The 18,249-nt window shown below is 68.1% G+C and carries 18 protein-coding genes; 9 read left to right on the plus strand and 9 right to left on the minus strand.

The window, feature by feature from the left end:
• Window positions 1-67: 67 nt before the first annotated feature.
• From L6Q21_RS09555 to L6Q21_RS09585, 7 genes are all read right to left on the minus strand, one after another.
• Window positions 68-553, minus strand: a complete 486-nt coding sequence (locus L6Q21_RS09555) for a hypothetical protein (protein ID WP_237830515.1) — start codon at window positions 551-553, stop codon at window positions 68-70.
• A gap of 260 nt (window positions 554-813) precedes the next feature.
• A complete protein-coding gene (locus L6Q21_RS09560; protein ID WP_237830516.1) occupies window positions 814-2,604 on the minus strand; it encodes a putative porin in 1,791 nt (596 codons plus the stop codon).
• Between the two features lie 49 nt (window positions 2,605-2,653).
• Window positions 2,654-3,355 (minus strand): TonB-dependent receptor, encoded by a 702-nt coding sequence (locus L6Q21_RS09565; protein WP_237830517.1) that lies wholly within the window; start codon window positions 3,353-3,355, stop codon window positions 2,654-2,656.
• 403 nt (window positions 3,356-3,758) lie between these two features.
• On the minus strand, window positions 3,759-4,175 hold the full coding sequence (locus L6Q21_RS09570; protein WP_237830518.1) for an ExbD/TolR family protein: 417 nt from the start codon (window positions 4,173-4,175) through the stop codon (window positions 3,759-3,761).
• Between the two features lie 14 nt (window positions 4,176-4,189).
• Entirely contained in the window at window positions 4,190-5,947 is a 1,758-nt protein-coding gene (locus L6Q21_RS09575; RefSeq protein WP_237830519.1) for a DUF2341 domain-containing protein, read from the minus strand.
• Window positions 5,948-5,949: 2 nt separating this feature from the next.
• Window positions 5,950-7,521 (minus strand): ShlB/FhaC/HecB family hemolysin secretion/activation protein, encoded by a 1,572-nt coding sequence (locus L6Q21_RS09580; RefSeq protein ID WP_237830520.1) that lies wholly within the window; start codon window positions 7,519-7,521, stop codon window positions 5,950-5,952.
• 426 nt (window positions 7,522-7,947) lie between these two features.
• Window positions 7,948-8,886, minus strand: a complete 939-nt coding sequence (locus tag L6Q21_RS09585) for a helix-turn-helix domain-containing protein (RefSeq protein ID WP_237830521.1) — start codon at window positions 8,884-8,886, stop codon at window positions 7,948-7,950.
• 251 nt (window positions 8,887-9,137) lie between these two features.
• On the opposite strand from L6Q21_RS09585, the gene L6Q21_RS09590 reads away from it, so the two are divergent.
• From L6Q21_RS09590 to L6Q21_RS09610, 5 genes are all read left to right on the plus strand, one after another.
• The gene (locus tag L6Q21_RS09590) at window positions 9,138-9,794 is read left to right on the plus strand and encodes an energy transducer TonB family protein (RefSeq protein ID WP_237830663.1); all 657 of its coding nucleotides are present in this window, start codon (window positions 9,138-9,140) and stop codon (window positions 9,792-9,794) included.
• 105 nt (window positions 9,795-9,899) lie between these two features.
• Window positions 9,900-10,607, plus strand: coding sequence for a TonB family protein (locus L6Q21_RS09595; RefSeq protein WP_237830522.1), 708 nt, complete (start codon window positions 9,900-9,902; stop codon window positions 10,605-10,607).
• An 88-nt stretch (window positions 10,608-10,695) separates the two neighbouring features.
• Window positions 10,696-11,289 (plus strand): RNA polymerase sigma factor, encoded by a 594-nt coding sequence (locus L6Q21_RS09600; protein WP_237830523.1) that lies wholly within the window; start codon window positions 10,696-10,698, stop codon window positions 11,287-11,289.
• Between the two features lie 28 nt (window positions 11,290-11,317).
• A complete protein-coding gene (locus tag L6Q21_RS09605) occupies window positions 11,318-12,301 on the plus strand; it encodes a FecR family protein (protein WP_237830524.1) in 984 nt (327 codons plus the stop codon).
• Between the two features lie 231 nt (window positions 12,302-12,532).
• Entirely contained in the window at window positions 12,533-13,354 is an 822-nt protein-coding gene (locus tag L6Q21_RS09610; protein ID WP_237830525.1) for a LysR family transcriptional regulator, read from the plus strand.
• A 79-nt stretch (window positions 13,355-13,433) separates the two neighbouring features.
• Here L6Q21_RS09610 and L6Q21_RS09615 read toward each other — a convergent pair whose 3' ends face one another.
• Window positions 13,434-13,682, minus strand: coding sequence for a hypothetical protein (locus L6Q21_RS09615; RefSeq protein ID WP_237830526.1), 249 nt, complete (start codon window positions 13,680-13,682; stop codon window positions 13,434-13,436).
• 127 nt (window positions 13,683-13,809) lie between these two features.
• Between L6Q21_RS09615 and L6Q21_RS09620 the strand changes: the two genes are divergently transcribed.
• A complete protein-coding gene (locus L6Q21_RS09620; RefSeq protein WP_237830527.1) occupies window positions 13,810-14,067 on the plus strand; it encodes a type II toxin-antitoxin system ParD family antitoxin in 258 nt (85 codons plus the stop codon).
• Window positions 14,064-14,360 (plus strand): type II toxin-antitoxin system RelE/ParE family toxin, encoded by a 297-nt coding sequence (locus L6Q21_RS09625; protein ID WP_237830528.1) that lies wholly within the window; start codon window positions 14,064-14,066, stop codon window positions 14,358-14,360. The genes L6Q21_RS09620 and L6Q21_RS09625 overlap by 4 nt, the downstream gene beginning before the upstream one ends.
• Before the next feature lie 22 nt (window positions 14,361-14,382).
• Here the strand turns inward: L6Q21_RS09625 and L6Q21_RS09630 are convergent, their stop codons facing one another.
• A complete protein-coding gene (locus tag L6Q21_RS09630) occupies window positions 14,383-15,102 on the minus strand; it encodes an immunity protein Imm33 domain-containing protein (RefSeq protein WP_237830529.1) in 720 nt (239 codons plus the stop codon).
• Between the two features lie 102 nt (window positions 15,103-15,204).
• Between L6Q21_RS09630 and L6Q21_RS09635 the strand changes: the two genes are divergently transcribed.
• Window positions 15,205-16,116, plus strand: coding sequence for a DUF7146 domain-containing protein (locus tag L6Q21_RS09635; protein ID WP_237830530.1), 912 nt, complete (start codon window positions 15,205-15,207; stop codon window positions 16,114-16,116).
• Between the two features lie 36 nt (window positions 16,117-16,152).
• Window positions 16,153-18,225: a ParB/RepB/Spo0J family partition protein gene (locus L6Q21_RS09640; protein WP_237830531.1), complete on the plus strand. Its 2,073-nt coding sequence runs from the start codon at window positions 16,153-16,155 to the stop codon at window positions 18,223-18,225.
• Window positions 18,226-18,249 lie beyond the last annotated feature (24 nt).

The following is an 18,249-nucleotide window of genomic DNA, read 5'->3' on the forward strand; positions in this document are numbered from 1 at the left end:
CCGGGCGCGGATTGTCTTGTCTGAAGGACGGTCCGGGCGCTGCCGCCCGGCTGAATTGCGAAGATCGTCACCGCGGCACCGCCGCTCTGCGGTTGGGCCGCTCGGGATGCACCGAATGGCCCAGCGCATTGCCCATCCGCAGCCGCACGCCCGCCTCGCTGATCACCCCGGTCTGCGGGTCGGGCGAACCCGCGCCCGCCACCGGCGCGTCCAGCCCCGCGCGCGCCTGGTCCTGCGCCGTGCGCGCCGCCGCCTGAAGCCGCTGCGTCGCACAGTCGAGATGGCCGACCTTGGTCCCGCCGATGTCCACCTGCACGCAGATGTTCGACGGCGCCCCGCCGCCGATCCTTGCCGGCGCGGAAGGGGAGGGAACAGCTTGGGCCTCGGCGGGGGTGATGGGTGAGGAAGCGGAGGCTTGGGCATCCGCCGCCTGCGCCCGTGCGCCGCTGCCCCCGAGCGCGAGCAGCGCGCCGCCGAACAGGGCGAATGCGGCCCGCCTGAGCGCCGGAACGCGCTGGCCCGGCAGCAGCAGCGCCGCGGGGAATGCCAGCACGCGGGCGCGCGGAAGGAGTGGACGCGCGCCCGCGCGCGCCGGTCGAAGCGCCAGCCCGCCCGCAAGGGGGAAACGGGACGGCCCGGCTCCGGCACCGGCGGCCTGAAACGACTTTGCGGCAAAGGAAGAGGCGACGCGCCGCGTGACCCGGCCCCGCCCGAAGAGGGAGACGGACGGGACCGGGTAGCGTGACCCGTCCGCGCGAGCGAACTCGCGCAGCCAGGTCGAGACGAAGAGGAGCGTCGCCGTGGACATGGGTCTTAGAACCGCACGCTCATGTCGACGAACAGGCGATCCACCGAGAACGGCGCATCGGCGATCTCTTCCGCCGACATCCAGCGCGCGCCGATCAGCGTGTTGGGCGCGATGGCGTAGTTGCCGCCGAGCTGCCAGCCGCGATTGTTCGTGCCGCCGATATGGAAATCGCTGTCCGCGAACGCATCCAGCACCGCGTCGCTCTCCAGACGGCGATAGGACAGCCACGCATTCCAGTCGCCGCGCTTGGCGCCCAGGATATTGCCCTGGCCCGCATCGAGCGCCGAACCGATCGCCAGGCGCACCTGCCAGCCCGTGTCGCCGCCCGTATAGGGACCGTCGACCTTCTTCACATCGTCGGGATCGGTGGTGCCGAGATCGAGAACCTCGATCTGCTCGCCCAGATTGTTGACCGCGATGCCGTTGTAACCCACGCCCTCGACCAGCGAGCCGCGCAGGCGGCTGCGGTTCCAGCCGAGATTCTTGACGAAATCGCCTTCGAGCCTGACGCCGAAGCGCTCGGACGGCTTGAAGTCGATCGCGCCATGGACGTTCAGCACCTCGAACTTCGAGGCCAGCCCGAAATACTGGTTGTCCGGCAGCACCGTCGGATCGGGCGCACCGTCATAGAGCGTGTTGCGCAGCGTCATCATCGTGTTGCCGAACTGCTGGAAGGCAGGCCGCATGGCGTCGGACGCGCACACCACTTGGTAATAGTAGCAGTTGGCGACCTTGCCCGCGACATTATCGAAGTGGAAATAGCCGCCCGCGAGCCGCACATTGACCTGCTCGGTCGCCTTGAAGTCGAACCCGGCCTGCGCCGCGAACAGATAGCGGTCCTGGCTCTTGAACGCCGCGCCCTCGAACTCCTTCGCATTGCGCGACACGAAATTGAGGTCCGTGTTGAAGATCGGGAAAGCGCCCGCCGTGCCGAACAGCGCGAAGCGCTCGCCGATATTGCCCCGGCCGGAAACCGCGATACCGTCGAAGTTCAAATCCTGGTCGAACAGCAGCTCGCTCGTCCAGAAGGGATTGCTGAAGCGGCCGAGGTCGATCGCGGCGCCCTTCACCGGCGTCAGATGCAGCGAGGCGCGGTCGAGCCAGATGGCATAGCCGCCGCCGCCGAAGGCGCCGAGCGTCTGGTTGGTCGAGACCGGCGTGCGGTCGTTGCCCGTCGCGATGCGCACGTCCGCCGACACCCAATCGGCGATCTGCGCCTTGAGGCCGAGCCGCGCGCGAAGCTGGAAGCGCGTGCGGTTCTCCAGCGTGTTGATGAACGCCGGCTCGACATAGCCCGGCATCGTGTCGTTGACGTTCTGCGGCTCGCCCGCGTTGATCGCCCCGAAATTCGGGAAATTGTCCGAATTGTCCTTGTCCATGAACACGCCCTCGTAGCGGGCGCGCACATCGCCATAGAGGCTGATGCGCCGCGTCCACTCGGGCGTCTCGCCGGGCTTCGACCAGCCCTCGGCCTGCGCCTGGCTCGCGAGCTGGCTCTTGACCTGCTCGGTGATCTGGTCGCGCACCACCTGCGGCACATAGGGAATGGTCTGCGTGCCGTCCGCCGCGACACCGCCCTGGATGGGCGCCGGCGCGGGCACGACCTCGGCCTGGGAAATGATCGTGTCGGCATCCGACTTGCTGATGACGCCGCGCGCCACCAGCAGTTCGAGGATCTTTTCGCCATCGACCCGGCGCTCCTGCGCCAGCGCCGGCGACGCCAGCAGCGACACGCCGGCGGCACACGCCATCAGCGCAGGTTTGTATCCGCCGCGACGGCGAGTGGTGGTCTTCATGTCTTTCCCTTTCGAAGGCTTGGATGCCGGGAGCCGCACGACCATGCGATCAGCCCCCCGCGCGGGTATTGAGTTCGACCCGGACGACCGACAGGCCGGCCGGCGGACGCTGCGGCAGCCGCAGGCCCATGAGCACGTCGCGGATGCGGGCGTTGCGCTTCTCGTCGCCCCCGTTCAGCACCCGGACATTGGTGACGCGGCCCTCGGCATCGACCGAGAGCGCGAGCTGCACCGCATAGCGGCCGCGCGACAATTCCCGGTCCGACTGCGCCGATTGGCGCACCGCGTTGAGGACGACATTGCCGTAGGCGGCAAAGCCGTTGTCGCCGCCGCCCGGACGGCCGCCGATCTTCGTGCCGCCGCCGTCGCCGACCGCGAGGCCGTAATTGGACGGGCCGGCGCCCTCGCGGGCCGTCAAGGCGCTGTCGCCCTGCACCGGATCGTTCGACGGCTGCGGAGGCGGCGGCGTGTCCTGCGGCTGCTCCAGCGGCATCGGCTTGGGCTCGGGCGGCTGCTCGACCGGCTTGGGCTCGGGCGGCGGTGGCGGCGGCGGAGGAGGCGGCAGCACCACCTTCGTCGTCTTCGTCTCATGGGGACGCTGGCTGATCTCCTGGCTCGGCCACAGGAACAGCGCCAGCAAGCCCAGGCCCGCCACGCCGCCCGCGATCAGCAATCCAGACGACCGCTGGCTGCGCTTGTGGCTGTCGAAGTCCATCATCACGCCGAAGGGCGTGTTCGGTGTCGCCGCCATCACGCCCTCCCGTCGCGCGCGCCGAAAGACGCGCGGCGCTGAACACCGAGTCCGGCCAGGACACGATGTGCCGCCTGCCAGTTGGACTCCCATCCATAGGGGTCGAACCCCCGACAGGCGGCACGGAGGGCAAAGCCTGCGGCCGCGGCTGCGGCGGGCGCGAGGACGGCTTCCCAGCCACGGAGACGCGCAGCAGCATCGCGGTGGCCTGCGAGGGCGCCATCCTGCCGAGCAGCCAGCAGCCGAAGCCCAGCAGCGCCAGGCTGGCCGCAAGCCAGCGCAGCTTGCGGAACCGCCGCTTGCGGAAGCTGCTGCGGGAGGGCCGGATGGCCGGCCTGCGATCCCGCAGCCTGTCCAGCCATCGGGCGAGCGAGAGGGTCATGGTGCATCGTCCCGCTCCCGATCAGGCGCCGCCGGGCGGGCGCGTGGACGCCATGCCGAGGCTCGGCACGCCAACCTTGGAACACACGTCCAAGACCGACATGATCCGGTCATATTGCACCGCCCGGTCGCCGCGCAGGATCACCGCGAAGTCCGGCGTGGTCGCCAGGCTGGCGCGCAGCTCGCTCTCCAGCTCGGCCAGCGACACCGGCACCGTGTCGATCGAAACCGTGCCGTCGTTGCTGACCGCGATCACCCGCGATTTCTGCTCGTTGAGCGGTTTCGCGGACGATGCGGACGGAAGATCCACCTTGATGCCTTCGGCCTGCATGCTCGCCATCAGGATGAAGATGACGAGAAGGGTCAGCATGATGTCGATCATGGGGGTGACGTTGATGTCCTCGACACCGCCGTCACCATCGCTCAAATCCAGAGCCATCGCGCCTGCCTCCCTTATTCGGCCGGAACGGCGGCGGCGCGCGCCTTGCGGCCGGCAGGCGCATCCGCCCCCTGCCAGGTCTCGGCGATGCGCTTCTCCAGCTCGTCGGCGAAGATCTGGCCGCGCTCGCGGATGTTGAGCATCCGCGCCTTGAGGTGATTGTTGCCGAACAGCGCGGGGATCGCGACCACGAGGCCCGCCAGCGTGGCGAGCAGCGCCGCAGCGATGCCCGGCGCAATCGCCGCGACATTGACCTCGCCGGACGCCGCGACGCTGGCGAAGGTGATCATCACGCCCAGCACCGTGCCCGCAAGGCCCACATAGACCGCGCCGCCGATCGGATTGGTGAGCAGGCCCATGCGCTCGCGCAGCTTCTGGCCTTGCAGCACCTGCAACGCATCGAGCGCCGAGCGGATCGCCGCCACCGATTGCGCGCGCACCGCATAATGACCCGACAGCGTGCTCTCTTCCTTGAGCCGCTTGGTCAGCTCGGTGCGCCCGACATGATAAAGCTGGCCCAGTGTCGACGCCGCCGCATTCGCGCCCGGATCGAAGGTCGGCAGGCCGTCATGGTCGCCGAGGCGCTGCGTGTTCTGCGCATAGGCTTCGAGGAAGGCATCGTTCGCCTTCTCGATCCGGCCGACGAGACCGCGCTTGGTGAACAGCACCCACATGGCGAGCGCCAGCATCACCGCGAGAATGCCGATGACGATCCAGGCGTCGAACGTCACCGCCTTGAGCATGATGCCGAGATAATTGTGGCCGCCGCCGCTCTGGACCTGCTCGGCCGTGTCGGTGGTGACGAGCTTCGCGCCCTGGCCCTCGCTCGCCGCCGCGAGCTGGAAGGCCGACACCGGCAACGCCGCGCCCGCGACGCGCAGTTCGTCGATCTCGCCCTTGAGGCCGACCCCGAGCTGCGGCGCGCCCGTCGCCTGGCCCAGCGCCCCCGCGACCTCGCCGGCGCTCTGGGCGTTGACATAGAGCGTCGACTTCGCGCCGTCGTTGACCAGCGCGAAATGGGCATTGCTGCCGAGCGCCGCCCCCGCGCTGCGCTGGCCGCCCTGCTCGATATAGAGCTTGCCGCCCTCGATGACGAGGCTCACCGCGCCCGGCAGCGTGAACAGCGTGCCGTCGCTCTCCGGCTTGACCCAGCCGGTGATCGTCACCGGACCCTGCGCGAAGGGGGACGCGGGCAGCGTGACCGGATTGGTGCCGTCGAGAACGAGACTGTTCCCGATCAGGCCGCCCGCGTTGCGACCCGCGCCACCCTGCGCATGCGCGCCGTTCGAGGTGGCGTCCCTGGGAGCGCCGTCATCGTTGAAATGATAGACCAGCCGATATTCCGGCCCGAAAGTGCCCGCCACGTCCTGGCCGGGCTTGGCGTCCTTGCCGCCATAATAGGCATAGATCGCATTCGCCGTGGCCGGCGCGAGACCCTGCACGTCCACCCACACCAGCGCCTGCTCGTCCTGCGGCGCCCACTTCTCGATGTGGAACTTGAGCGGGGTGCGATCGTCGCCCGCGACGAAGCGCAGGTCCGAGCCGTCCGGCTTCACGTCCGCGAAGTTGAAATTGCCCGAATGCAGCCGGATCAGCACCGGCGCGCGCGCCACCTCGCCGGTGACGCCCGCCGCAGCCATGTTGAGGTTGATCTTGGTGCGATAGGCATAGTCACCGCTCCACCACGCATGGGCGGGCGTAGCGGCGGTCAGCGCGGCAAAGCCGAGAACGCCGGCAACCGCACCAGTCTTGAGACGTGCGACAATTGACATAGTTAAAATTCCCCCTGGATGCGGAAGCGGAAGAAGACGTCGCCGGAGCCGGTCTCCGGCCCGGAGTTCAGCGGCAGGCCCAGGTCGAACGCGCCGGTGAAATATTTGAAGAGGCGGACACGGCCGCCGATGCCCGTGCTGACCAGATACTGGTTGCGGTCGGCAATCTGGCTTTCGAGCGGATAGTGGATGCCCGACCAGCCGCCGTCCAAGAAGGCATGGAAGCGCAGCTCGTTGAGCAAATTCCCACCGAGTATCTTCGCGAGGTCGGGCGTGCGGATCTCGGTCTGCAAGGCGACGCCATAGTCGCCGATGACCTCGGATTCGTAATAGCCGCGCACCGTGCTCATGCCGCCGAGCGAGAAGCCCTCGTTCGAGATCAGCGGATCGGGCGACCACTGGCTCGACAGCCGCGCATTCACCTGAATGTCGCTGCCGATCTCCTGCTCATGCTCGGCATCGAGCTTCAGCGCGATGAAGCTCTGCCGCGCCATGTAGCGCTTCTCGTTGAAGCGGAACCAGTCGTCGCCCAGTCCGCGAATGCCCAGCGTGGTCGAGAAGGCGATGTTGCTCTTGGCCCGGTCGCCCGACCAGTCGCCCCGCCAGCTCGCCGTGATCGGGAAATATTCGATCGGTGCCGAAGCCCGGTCGGCGCCGATCAGCACCACGTCTTCCTTGAAATCCTTCCAGTCCATGCCGAGCGTCAGCGCGTGGTAGAAGCCCTCGCTGCTGCCGAGCGACTGGATCAGGCGGAAGCCCGCCATATTGCCCTTGCCGATGACGCTGGTGCCGCCGACCACCGCGATGTCGCTGTCCGAATGGACGCCGTAGAGCAGCATCTGCGTGCCGCTGCCCAGTCGCATCAGATAATTGCCCGAGAACACCGTGCCGTCGTCGGTGCGGCGCGGCGCCGTCTGTGCGGAGAGGGAGAGGCTGTCGCCGCGCCCCCACATATCGTCATAGCGGATCGTCGCCGAGGCGCGCAGGTCGGTGGTCGCCGACGAACTGAAATTGTTGAGTTCGGCCGAGGCGTGGAAGGGCGAGCTTTCCTCGACCTTCAGCACCACGTCGAGCGTGCCCGGCGCCGTGCCCGCGCGCAGCTCCGGCGTCACCTTGCGGCTCGCCTTGCTGTTGAGCGCCACCACGTCGCGCTGGAAGGCCGGCAGGTTCGGCGTCTCGCCCGGTGCCACCGACGGGGCCAGCGCCTTCACCGCCTCGGCATCCTTCGATCCCTCGACGAGAAGCTGGCCGACCGTCTGCGGCTGCACGTCGAGACGGATGATGCCCGATCCCACCGACTGCTCGGGGATGACCACCGCCACCGCCACATAGCCGGCGTCCTCGAACGCCTTCTGCAAGGCCGCCCGCGCGCCCTCGACATCCGCCTCGCTGCGGTCCGGCCCCATATGGGGATAGACCGTGCGCTCGACCGTATCGGGCGGCAGCAGCGTGTTGCCCGTCACCTGGAAGGCGCGGATCTCGAAGCGCGCCGCGGGCGCGGCCTCTGCCGCACCCTGGGGCGCGTCCTGCGCGATCGCGGGCGTCGCCGCCGCAGCCAGCACCAGGGCAATCACGGCCCCGCTCGGCGAAAGCCGCCACGAATCTTTCTCGAACTTCAAACCGCACCCCCCGACGAAAGCGCCGCCACGGCTCCGAAAGCCGGGCGGCGAACGGCCGCTCTCTATCCAAATACCGGCGCCGGAAGACTCGCGTGCTTCAAGCCGGCGTCCAGTTGACGGGAGGGGATTAGGAGGGGCGGTTAACGATTCTCAAGGAAAAATATCGTGACAGTGCGTTTCGTCCAAGATCGTCGGAATAGTATGTAAGTTGTGTTACAGCTTCCGTTGGTCTATTGGACCGGAATAACGCCACGAATCGAAGAATAATCGTCACTTATGCAGGGATGGAACGCATATCTAGTTGATTGCAAGACTCATAGCGCCCTGATTACATATCAGGGCGGCGCATTGATCTTGTGGCCTCCCGCGCGGGAGGCAATGTCAATCGCGCTGCGACCGGAAGGCGCGCGCGCGGGTCTGCGTCGGCGTTTCTCCAAAATGGCGCTGGTAGGCGCGGTTCAGCATTCCCGAGAGGCCGAAGCCCGAAGCCACCGCCAGCTCGCCGATCGAACGGCTCTCGGTCGCGCAGCTAACACGCGCGCGCACCCATTCGAGCCGAAGCTGCTGGACGAGCCGCGCGGGCGAGATGCCGAGGCAGTTGCGGAAATTGCGGTGCAGCGTTCCGGCGCTGACGCCTGCCAGCGCCGCCAGCTCCTCGACCGTCCAGTTGAGGCACGGATTCTGGCGCACATAGTCGACCGCGCGCTGCACCGAGCGCGCCACGGGGAAGATCGCACCGGCCTGCGCATCGGCGCGCAGGGCGTCGATCAGCGCCGCCAGCACGCACTTCTCGGCGGCGGTCCGCGCCTTGGGGCCGAGATCGACCGGGCGGCCCATGATGGCGTGATGGGTGAGATCGCCCCGGCAGGCCGCGATGGCGTCCGCCGTCCAGTCGAACACGCAGTCGATCATCGACACGCGCCGCGGCTCGCCGAACAGGCGCGAGGCTTCGGACTGGAGCGCGGCGCGCGGCACATGCAGCAGGAGCGCGCGCGAGCCCGCCATCCACACGCAGATCGTCCGCTCGGCGCCCGCCAGCAGCAGGGCCTGGCCCGCGACGAGCGAATAGCTCTCGTCGATGCCGACAACGACCGCCTCGCCGGCAAGGGGCACCACCACATGCACCATCGCCTCGGTCGGCGTGAGCGTGGAGGAACGCTGCTTGGCGAAAATCCTGTAGTCGAAATCCAGCCTGCCGGCCTTGAAGCGCTGCCGCGCCAGCGGCGGCTCGACCGACGCCACGGCGGGCTGCGCGACCGCAACGCCGTTCGTCGGCCGGCGCAACGCCGCGTCCGGCTCGACCTCAATCCTGTCCAACATGCTCGTGTGCAACATCGTGTCCATTCGCCTGGCCTTCAAAATTTCGACAGCCGTCGCGAGGGCATCGCGAACGATAAAATGCAGGAGGCGCGATTTTTCTTTGCCGGGGCACTGTTCCGTTCCGGCACATGCGCCGAGCGTCCGGCCCGGAAACGCCCCAAGCAGAATTGTCATCATGCCGCGCTAGGAGCCATGCGGGGTGCTCCCTTGTGCGACATTGCCATGACCAAAACCGCTCGCATGGCGTGGCGATGATCGAAGATATCTCGTCCCGCCTCTTTGCGATCCTGCTGTCGCTGCTCGCCCATGCAGCGCTGTTCAGCTTCCTGTTCCTGCTTTCACCGCCGCCCGGCGATGGCGGGCGCTCGGCCGCGCGCGGCCGCCAGGGCGTGCTGGTCGTGGAACTCATTCCGCTCGATCGCGACAAGGCCGGCGATCCCGCCCGGCAGCTCGGCTTTCCATCCGCCACCGACAAGGGCGAGGCCGAGCCGATGCCGCCGCGCCTGCCGTCATCGGCCGCGACCCGCCCGGCGACCGAGCCGCCGCCCGCCGGCGGCGCCAATGTGCTGGCGGCCAGCGCCTCGGCAAGCGCGCCCGGCCAGGCCGCCGATCTCTCCGGCGTCTCGGCCCTGCGCTACCGCGACATGCTGCTCACCCATATCGCGCGCTACCGGCAATATCCCGAAGAAGCCCGCCGCGATCGCCGCGAGGGCACCGCCTGGGTGCGCTTCCTGCTCGACCGCAAGGGCCGCGTCTCGCGCATCTGGATCGAGCGCAGCTCCGGCCATGCCGCGCTCGACGGCGAGGCCGCCGCCGCCGTCCGCCGCGCCGAGCCGCTGCCGCCGATCCCCGCCGGCCTTCCCGATGAGATCGACATCACCGTGCCGATCGATTTCAGGATCGGATAGCCATGTCGCCGCGCATCCAGCCATGTCCCGTCAGCGCCGCGATCCCGCAGCCGCGCCGTGCCTGACCATGACGCGGGCCTCCCTCGAACCGTGCCGCGCCGGACCATGCGGCTCCGCCATGCCCTGTCGGCCGCGCTCATGCTCGCCAGCCTCTGGCCCGACACCCCGGCGCGCGCGCAGGCGGATGAGCAGGCAGCGCCCGCCACGCACGACTATGATATTCCCGCCCAGCCCCTCGAACGCGCGCTCGTGGAGCTGGGAACCGTGAGCCATATCGACATCCTCTACGGAAACGGCGTCGTCGACGCGAAGCGCTCCAACCCCCTCGTCGGCAGCTTCAGCCAGCGCGACGCCATCGCCACCATGCTGCGCGGCACCGGCCTGGAGTTCCGCTTCACCCGGCTCAACGCCGTCGTCATCTTCCCGCCCGACCAGCCGCCCGCGCCGGGCATCGATGCCTGGGTCAAGGCGGAAGGCACGCCGCGCCTCGTCCTCGACGTGCTGCGCGTGACCGCCCCGCCCATGATCGGCACGCCGCCCAAAACGCAGTTCGAGCCGTTCGGCCGCGCCGTGCAGGCCGCCATCAACGACCGGCTGCAAACCGATCCCCGCACCAGCAAGCGCCCGTTCCGCGCCCGTCTCACCGTCCATATCGACGCGAGCGGCGTGCTGCGCCGCCCCGAGGTGGTGCGCTCGACCGGCAATGCGAAGCTCGACGCCGATATCCGCAAGGTGCTGGACGGCGCGCAGATGCCCGGCCAGCCGCCCGAGGGACTGCCGCAGCCCGTTTGGTTCGAGGTGGCCGCGCGATGAGGACGATCCGGCTTCGCCGCGCCTTTGCGCGCTGTGGCTGCCTGTTGGCGGTGCGGGGCGCGTCCGCGCCGGTCGCGGGAGGCGCGTCATGACCGCCGACTCCCGTTCGGGCGACGACGACGCCATGCCGGAAAGCACCCGCAAGCAGCTCGTCCGCGCGCTTCAGGAGCGCTATGCCGAAATCAAGGCCAGGCTCTCCCGCAATTTCGCGCCCGATCTGGTCGAGGACGCGATGCACGAGACCTGGCTGCGCCTCCAGCGTCCGCGCGACCTCAATCCGGTGCGCGATCCGGAAAACTACGTCGCCCAGGCCGTCGCCAATACCGCCAAGAACCTGCGGACCTCGCAGGAGCGGCTGCTGGACTTCACCGATCTGAGCGCGCTGTTCACCGTGGTCGACGACGCCCCCGGCCCCGAGATCATCGCGGGCGACCGGCGCGAGGTCGAACGGTTGCAGGCGGCGCTTGCCGAACTCACCGAGCGCCAGCAGGATATTTTCTACGAGACCTTCATCGGCGACCAGTCGCATCACGCGCTTGCCGAGCGCTACGGCGTCACGCTGCGGACCGTCCAGAAGGAACTCAAGCGGGCGATCGAACACTGCGCCAGGCGGCTCGGCAAGAGAAAGTCGTTCGCGACCGCCGCCCCCAAACTGTCTTCAAAGCAGGGAGAGACCAAATGACCACGGCAAGCGGACACGCATATCATCCATGAGCCAGCAGGAGCCCTTGAACGACGATCTCGACCCCCTGGTGAAGGAGGCGCTGCATTGGGTCGTGCGCCTGACCTCCGGGTCGGCGACGACGGCCGATGCGCACGCCTTCGAGCAATGGCGCGCGCAAGGCCCCGGCCATGAGGAAGCCTTCCGCGAAGCCGCCGCATTCCGCAAGGCGGTGCGCGCCATGAACCTGCCGCATCCGGCGATCGCCAGGGCCGGCAACGTCACGCCCATCCGCAAGGCCCGGCCCGTCATGCTGGACCGGCGCGCGATGCTCACCGGCGGCGGCGCCATCGCCGCCTCGGGCGCCGCCTTCATGGTCGCCCGGCCGCCGCTCGGCCTCTGGCCCTCCTTCGCCGAGTTGACCGCCGACTATCGCACCGGACAGGGCGAGCGCCGCGAGATCGCGCTGGCCGGCGGCGTCAGGATCGACCTCAACGCGCGCTCGGCGCTCTCCATCCTCGACGGCGGGCGCGGCGCCAGCCTCGTCACCGGCGAAGCCTATGTCGCGGTGCCCGGCCTTCCGGCCGACTTTCTGGTGAAGGCCGGCGGCGAGCGCATCCTGGCGCGCGACGGCACGTTCAATGTCCGCACCAGCGACCGCGAAACCTGCGTCACCTGCCTGTCCGGCGCGATCGAGCGCGACACCGGCGCCGATCGCCGCCTGCTCAAGGCGGGCGAGCAGCTCGTGGCGCTGCCGGGCGGCGAGGCCCGCATCACCCACGTCGATCCCGCGCGCGCCGCGGGCTGGCGCCAGGGACTGCTCATCTTCCGCAACACCCCGCTCGCCGAGGCGCTGGAGGACATCAACCGCTATCGCAGCGCCAAGATCATCCTCGCCAACAACGCGCTCGCGCGCCGTCCGGTCAACGGCATCTTCCACACCGACCAGATCGACAATGCGGTCGTGCAGATCCAGCAGCTCCTCAATGTCGGCGTGCGCGAGCTGCCCGGCGGCATCGTGCTGATGAGTTGACGTCATAAATCTGTAAAAATGCGTTCGTTTTCATCGCCGCCCACCTGTCTCAAAGTGGGAGGGTTGCACGTTTTCCGGGCATCGGCTCCGCGTCCAGACCTCCCTGGCGACCGTAGGAGCGCGCCGCGAGACGTCGCCGTCCATAAGCCAAGGCGCGCACAGGAGGACGCCAATGGCACACGCTTTGCTGCCCAGCACCACGCCGGTCGGGCACATCGGGAGGACGCGCCCATGCCGTTCGATCTGAAGCAACTGCGCTACGCGCTCGCGACCGCCCGGCACGGCAGCTTCGGCCACGCCGCCGCCGCGCTCGATGTCGTCGCCACCGCCATCGAGGAACAGGTCGCGGCGCTCGAAGCACAGCTCCGGTTCCGCCTGTTCGACGACGATGCGGCCGGCCTTCGCACCACCGCGGACGGCGCCCGTTTCCTGCGCGATGCCGAACATCTGCTCTGGCAGGCGGAACAGGTCGCCCTCCGGCTCGCCGACGCGCGCATCCGCAGCGCCTTCGGCACCGGGGAACACAGGCCGTTCGAGCCGTTCGACGCGCCCTGCACCTGTTCGGACCCCTTGTTCGGCCTTGCCCACACCGACCATCCGCCGACCCATGCCCACGAGGGAGGCGGCCCGCCCGACGCTCCCGCCGAGGGCGAGGACGACCGGACAGCACGCTATGCCGATCTCTGCCGCGCAATCCTCGCCGCGCGCCGCTATATCGGCCGCGCCTTCGGCCACGACCTCATCGCCGATCCCGCCAGCGAAATGCTGCTCGATCTCTATGTCCGCGAGCATGAAGGGCGCACCACGTCGATCACCAGCTTCTGGGGCGCGGCATCCGCAGCCTTCGGGACGGCCCGCCGCTCGTTCACGGTCATGGAGAACCGCGCCCTCGTGACCCGGACGCCCGATCCCGGCGACGGACGGCGCGTGCTGGTCCAGCTCACGCCGTCGACCCGAAGGCAGCTCGAACAATGCTTCGACGTCATCCTCGCGGGCGCCGCGCAATCGGTCGATGCCATCGCCGGCACCGCCAAGCGAACCGCGTCGGGCTGATCGCCGCGTTCGGGCGGTAGAGCCCGCACGGATTTGGTCACGGCGCCTCAAGCCAATCTGGAATCGATCTTTCCGCGCTCTAGCGGCTTTCTGCTGGCCGGACCTCAATGCGGAATGCTTCGTAGGAGCCAGATTGGCTAGTAATCTCGACCTCCGTGCCATCCTCATCTTGGAGAATGATGCCGTCTTTTCCGTGGCTTTCCCACTCCGGTATCGCACGGAGCCTATCCAAAATTTTCTTCATTTCTTCTACGGCCGCGCGCCTATCCTCCCCATTCATCGAGGTGATTATAATTTTCTCAGGTTGCGTCATTGCCGATTGCTCCATGCTTTCCGCCAATCATAGTGGATCGGAGTAGGTCGGGGGAGGATGTGCCACAATTCAAACTCGGCCGCCATCGGGGCTTTGATAATAGTTGATAAAACGCTATAGTGGCGGCCAGGAGGACTTGCCCATGATCAGCGCCGATCTCGGACGTCAACTCGAAGCCTTCGTCGCGGCACTGGTCGAGGCCGGACGCTACAACTCGAAAAGCGAGGTTCTGCGCGAAGGCGTGCGCCTCATTCAGGATCGCGAAACGCGCCTGGCCGCCCTCGATGCGTCGATCGCGCGCGGGCTCGCCGATGCGGATGCCGGGCGCACCCGGCCCGCCGATGCCGTCTTCGACCGGCTCGAAGCCAAATATCGCGGCCTCGCGCGCGATGCCGGATGATCGTCCATCTATCGGCTGAAGCCGAAGGGGACATCGAGGCGATCGGCGACTTCATCGCGCGGGACAATCCGGCCCGCGCCATCACCTTCATTCAGGAATTGCGCGCAAAATGCCTCGGCCTCGCGGACCTTCCACGCGGCTATCCGCTCGTCCAGCGCTATGAGGACAAGGGCGTCCGCCGCTGCGGCCATGGCAATTACCTGATCTTCTACCGGATCGAGGCGGAAAGGGTCGTCGTGCTGCATGTGCTGCACGGCGCCCAGGACTACACCGCGATCCTGTTTCCCTCATAGCGCACGGGCGGCGATCGCCCGCTCAGTCGCCGCCGTCCGCGATATAGCTGTTCGTCTCGAAATCGCGCACCAGTTCGGTGCCGACCGGCGCATCGACAAGATGCACCCAACTGTCATCCCGGTTCAGAACGGCGCCCAAAGCCACATAGTGCAGCTTGCGCGCATCCAGTTCCTCATCCGTGGCATCGCCCGTGCGGCCCCGGATGCGCCATCCACTGTCGGGATATTTATCCCCCTCCCGCGCCATGTCGGGCTCTTCCCGGTAGATATATTCCACCGGCTCCTCGCCATTGAGGACGCATTCGTCGACAAGGCAGCGGTCCCAATAGTCCCGGCCGTCATTGGGCCGCGGGGCCGTTTCAGGATGCGCCCATTCGATCGACAGGATGTGAAAGCGCTCGAAGCGGATCGACTGGCCCGGTTTTAACGGCGAGGTCGGTTCGTCCGGTTGATTGTCCAGCACACCCACAAGATGATCGCCCTGGGCGTCCTCGACGATGACCCACATGCGCTCCGCCGGCCATTTCTCGGTTTCGTGGGCATATTCGAACGTCAATCGCACGATGTCGCCCTTACCGACCGCGGCGATCTCGGCGGGGCTCGGCAGAAAGAAAGTATAAGGCGCCTCCGCCGCGACCGGCCGGGGATCGAGCAAGGACCAGGATGGCTCGGCGATCATCTTTCCAGTCGTAACGAGCGGCACGCCTGCCAGCAAGCGGTGGCTTTCCATCGTGGCCGCCAAGCCCTGATCGTTCGCAGCGCCTGCATCCCGATGCGCGCCCGATCGCGCGCGCCGGTCCGATGGGAGGGGAGGAAGAGGTGGAGCAGTCGAAGGAGACTGTCCGTGTCACGCACCATCGACCTCGAACTCGAAACCGCCGGCGCCACCATCGTCAAGAATCTCGGCGGACACTGGACCGCCAAGGGCGGCCTCTGCCTCTGTCCCGTCCATGCCGACCGGCGGCCGAGCCTGTCGGTGCGCGTCGGCAGCAGCAGCCTCCTGTTCCATTGCTTCGCGGGCTGCGACACGATCGACGTGCTGCGCGCCATCCGCCGTCTCAAGCTCGACATTCCGACCACCGACGAGCCCGCCCCACGCCCGGCATGGCAAGGACGCGATGCCGCCATCGCCGCCCGCGCCCGCGCCCTCTGGAACGAGGCGCGGCCGCTTCCCGGCACGCCCGGCGAACATTATGCCCGATGGCGCGGGCTTCCCGGCGCCGCCGACGCGCTGCGCTATCATCCCCGCACGCCGCTCGGTCCTCGCGGTGCCGCCCGCTTCCGCCCGGCGCTCCTCGCCGCCGTGCGCGCGGGCGATCGCGTCATCGGCGTCGAGCGCCTGTTCCTCGACGTGCCGCCCGGATTGCCCGCGGCCGATCTCGATCCCGCCAAGCGGATGCTCGGCAGGCCATTCGACGGCGCCATCCATTTCGGCGTGCCCTCCTCGGTCCTCGGGCTCGCCGAAGGCTGGGAGACCGCCTGGTCGGCGCACATCCTGCTGCGGATTCCGGTCTGGGCGGCGCTCAGCAACGAACGCTTCGCCCAGGTCGCCATCCCCGATCGCGTCGAGCGCCTGATCCTCCTGCCCGACGACGATCCCGCCGGCCTCACCGGCGCCGGCAAGGCCAGCATCGCCCACGAGCGGCCCGGCCGCGCCATCGAGACGCTGCTACCCGCCCTCGGCCACAACGACTGGAACGACCAGCTCCAGAGTGGAGGGGAGGAAGAAGGGGAGTGGGTGCGGAAAGCGGCCTGATGGTCAGGTCCGTGACCTCCGCACAGGAGAAACTCCATGACCAAGCACACCATCGTCTATGCACGGGCGCTCGATTGCCACAAGTCGCCCGATAATGTCCGCACCCGGAGCGATGCGGACGCCGATGCCGAACTCAAGGCCAATATCGGCGAGACCGGCATCATCATCGAGAACCTGATCGGTCTCCCCGTGCCCCGCAAGAAGGGCCATTTCGAGATCTACGCCGGCAGCCGGCGGCTCGAACAGACCCAGGCCAACATCGCCGAGGGCAAGCTGCCCGAGGACTTCATGGTCCCCATCCTCGTCGCCAAGAGCAAGGCCGAAGCGCTCGAAATGAGCCAGATCGAAAACTACTTCCATCTGCCCATGAACGCCGCCGACGAGTGCATGGGCTTCAAGCGCATCATCGACAAGACCGGCAAGACGGCCGCCGACCTCGCCATCCGGTTCGGCAAGACCGAGCGGTTCATCGAAGGCCGCCTGCGTCTCGCCGATCTCGCCCCGCCGGTGTTCGAGGCGCTGCGCAACGGCGAAATCGGCATCGAGATCGCCCAAGCCTATGCCCGCACCAGCAACCGGGAAAGGCAGGCCAGGGTCTTCGAGGAACTTGCGGGCAGCTACTATCGCAACAGCGTCTCCGAGATCCGCAGCCGCGTCGAGGCCGGCTACTATCTCGGGAACGATCCCAAGGCGCTGCTCGTCGGTCGTGACGCCTATGCGGCCGCCGGCGGCAATATCGACCGCGATCTCTACTCCAATGCCGATACCGAGCTTTGGACCGACGTGGATCTGGTCGACCGGCTCGCCGACGAGGCGCTGGCCGCCGCCGCGGACGCCATCCGCGAACGCGAGGGCGTTGCCGAGGTGCGTGTCATCGCCGGCACGCATGTCCCCTATCTCTCGACCACGGGCCTGCGCCGGCTCCAGGGGACGGTCCTCCCGCTCACCGAGGAACAGAAGACGCGCCGTGAAGAAATCAGCGCGGAAATCGACGCCATCAACGACAATGTCGACGAGGACGAAGGCTATAGCGACGAGCAGGACGCGCGGCTCGAAGCCCTGGAAGCCGAACTCTCGCAGATCGACGAGCGCGAGCCGGTCTATGATCCCGAGCAGAAGGCGCAGGCGCTCGCCTATGTCATCATCGGCGATGACGGCAAGCCGACCATGAGCGAGACGCTGTTCATCGCGCCGCCGGAAACGGACGAGGACAGCGAGGCGGACGAGGACGACGACCTCACCCCCGACGAGGCGGAGGGCGCGGCCGATGCGGACGGCGCCGGGGCGCCGGTCAAGCCGCTGCTCAGCCAGAAGCTGATCGACCGGCTCGGGTCGATGCGGACCGAACTGGTGGCGCTCCACGTCGCCAACGATCCCGCCTTCGCGATGGACCTCGGCACCTTCATCATGGCGGACGCGGCGAACCGGCGCTTCGGTGGCATCTATGACCTCGCCTCGGACCTGCGCGCCACCGTGGCGTCGTCGCGCGTCGGTCCCTTCAAGAGCGAATCCCCGGCCGCCGAAGCCTGGGCCAAGCTCGAACTGGACCTCGACCGGAGCTGGCTCGACGCGGGCGACGTGACGGCGCGGTTCGACGCCTTCCGGGCGCTGGACGACGAGATGCGCGCCGCCTGGTTCGCCTGGGCGATCGCGCGGACCCTCCATCCGGTCCATGACGGGGAATCGGGCGCGACGTTCCTCAAGCATATCGGCCGTTCGCTCGACATCGACGTGGCCCGCTGGTGGCGTCCGACCGCGCGGAACTTCTTCGACGCGGTGACGCGGCCCCGCATCCTCGACCTGTTCGAGGAAATCGGGGGCGCCGAACTCAAGTCGCGCTACGGCGCGGCGAAGAAGCACGACCTCGCCGTTTCGGCCGAGAAGCTGTTCGCCGGCAAGGTGCCCGTCGAGCCGGAGATCAAGGAACAGGCGCTCGCCTGGCTCCCCGAGCATATCCGTCTCGTCGATCCGGTCGCGCAGGAGCCCGTCCCCGACGAGGCCGAGGCGCCGGAGCCTGTCGCCGACGAGGCCGAAGCGCCGGTCGCGGCCAACGACGCCGACATGATCGACGTCCCCGAGACGGGCGAGGATCTGGCCGAAGCCGCCTGACCGCAAGGTCCATCACCGCACCCC

Origin of the sequence: Sandaracinobacteroides sayramensis, assembly GCF_022014495.1 — a bacterium.
Classification (GTDB): domain Bacteria; phylum Pseudomonadota; class Alphaproteobacteria; order Sphingomonadales; family Sphingomonadaceae; genus Sandaracinobacteroides; species Sandaracinobacteroides sayramense.

Excerpts from the sequence above, each read along its gene's own strand:
- L6Q21_RS09575 (WP_237830519.1), bottom strand. The coding sequence starts at position 5,947 with ATGTCAATTGTCGCACGTCTCAAGACTGGTGCGGTTGCCGGCGTTCTC.
- L6Q21_RS09640 (WP_237830531.1), top strand. The coding sequence starts at position 16,153 with ATGACCAAGCACACCATCGTCTATGCACGGGCGCTCGATTGCCACAAG.
- L6Q21_RS09560 (WP_237830516.1), bottom strand. The coding sequence starts at position 2,604 with ATGAAGACCACCACTCGCCGTCGCGGCGGATACAAACCTGCGCTGATG.
- L6Q21_RS09600 (WP_237830523.1), top strand. The coding sequence starts at position 10,696 with ATGACCGCCGACTCCCGTTCGGGCGACGACGACGCCATGCCGGAAAGC.
- L6Q21_RS09590 (WP_237830663.1), top strand. The coding sequence starts at position 9,138 with ATGATCGAAGATATCTCGTCCCGCCTCTTTGCGATCCTGCTGTCGCTG.
- L6Q21_RS09605 (WP_237830524.1), top strand. The coding sequence starts at position 11,318 with ATGAGCCAGCAGGAGCCCTTGAACGACGATCTCGACCCCCTGGTGAAG.
- L6Q21_RS09570 (WP_237830518.1), bottom strand. The coding sequence starts at position 4,175 with ATGGCTCTGGATTTGAGCGATGGTGACGGCGGTGTCGAGGACATCAAC.
- L6Q21_RS09615 (WP_237830526.1), bottom strand. The coding sequence starts at position 13,682 with ATGGAGCAATCGGCAATGACGCAACCTGAGAAAATTATAATCACCTCG.
- L6Q21_RS09595 (WP_237830522.1), top strand. The coding sequence starts at position 9,900 with ATGCGGCTCCGCCATGCCCTGTCGGCCGCGCTCATGCTCGCCAGCCTC.
- L6Q21_RS09585 (WP_237830521.1), bottom strand. The coding sequence starts at position 8,886 with ATGTTGGACAGGATTGAGGTCGAGCCGGACGCGGCGTTGCGCCGGCCG.
- L6Q21_RS09625 (WP_237830528.1), top strand. The coding sequence starts at position 14,064 with ATGATCGTCCATCTATCGGCTGAAGCCGAAGGGGACATCGAGGCGATC.
- L6Q21_RS09620 (WP_237830527.1), top strand. The coding sequence starts at position 13,810 with ATGATCAGCGCCGATCTCGGACGTCAACTCGAAGCCTTCGTCGCGGCA.
- L6Q21_RS09610 (WP_237830525.1), top strand. The coding sequence starts at position 12,533 with ATGCCGTTCGATCTGAAGCAACTGCGCTACGCGCTCGCGACCGCCCGG.
- L6Q21_RS09565 (WP_237830517.1), bottom strand. The coding sequence starts at position 3,355 with ATGGCGGCGACACCGAACACGCCCTTCGGCGTGATGATGGACTTCGAC.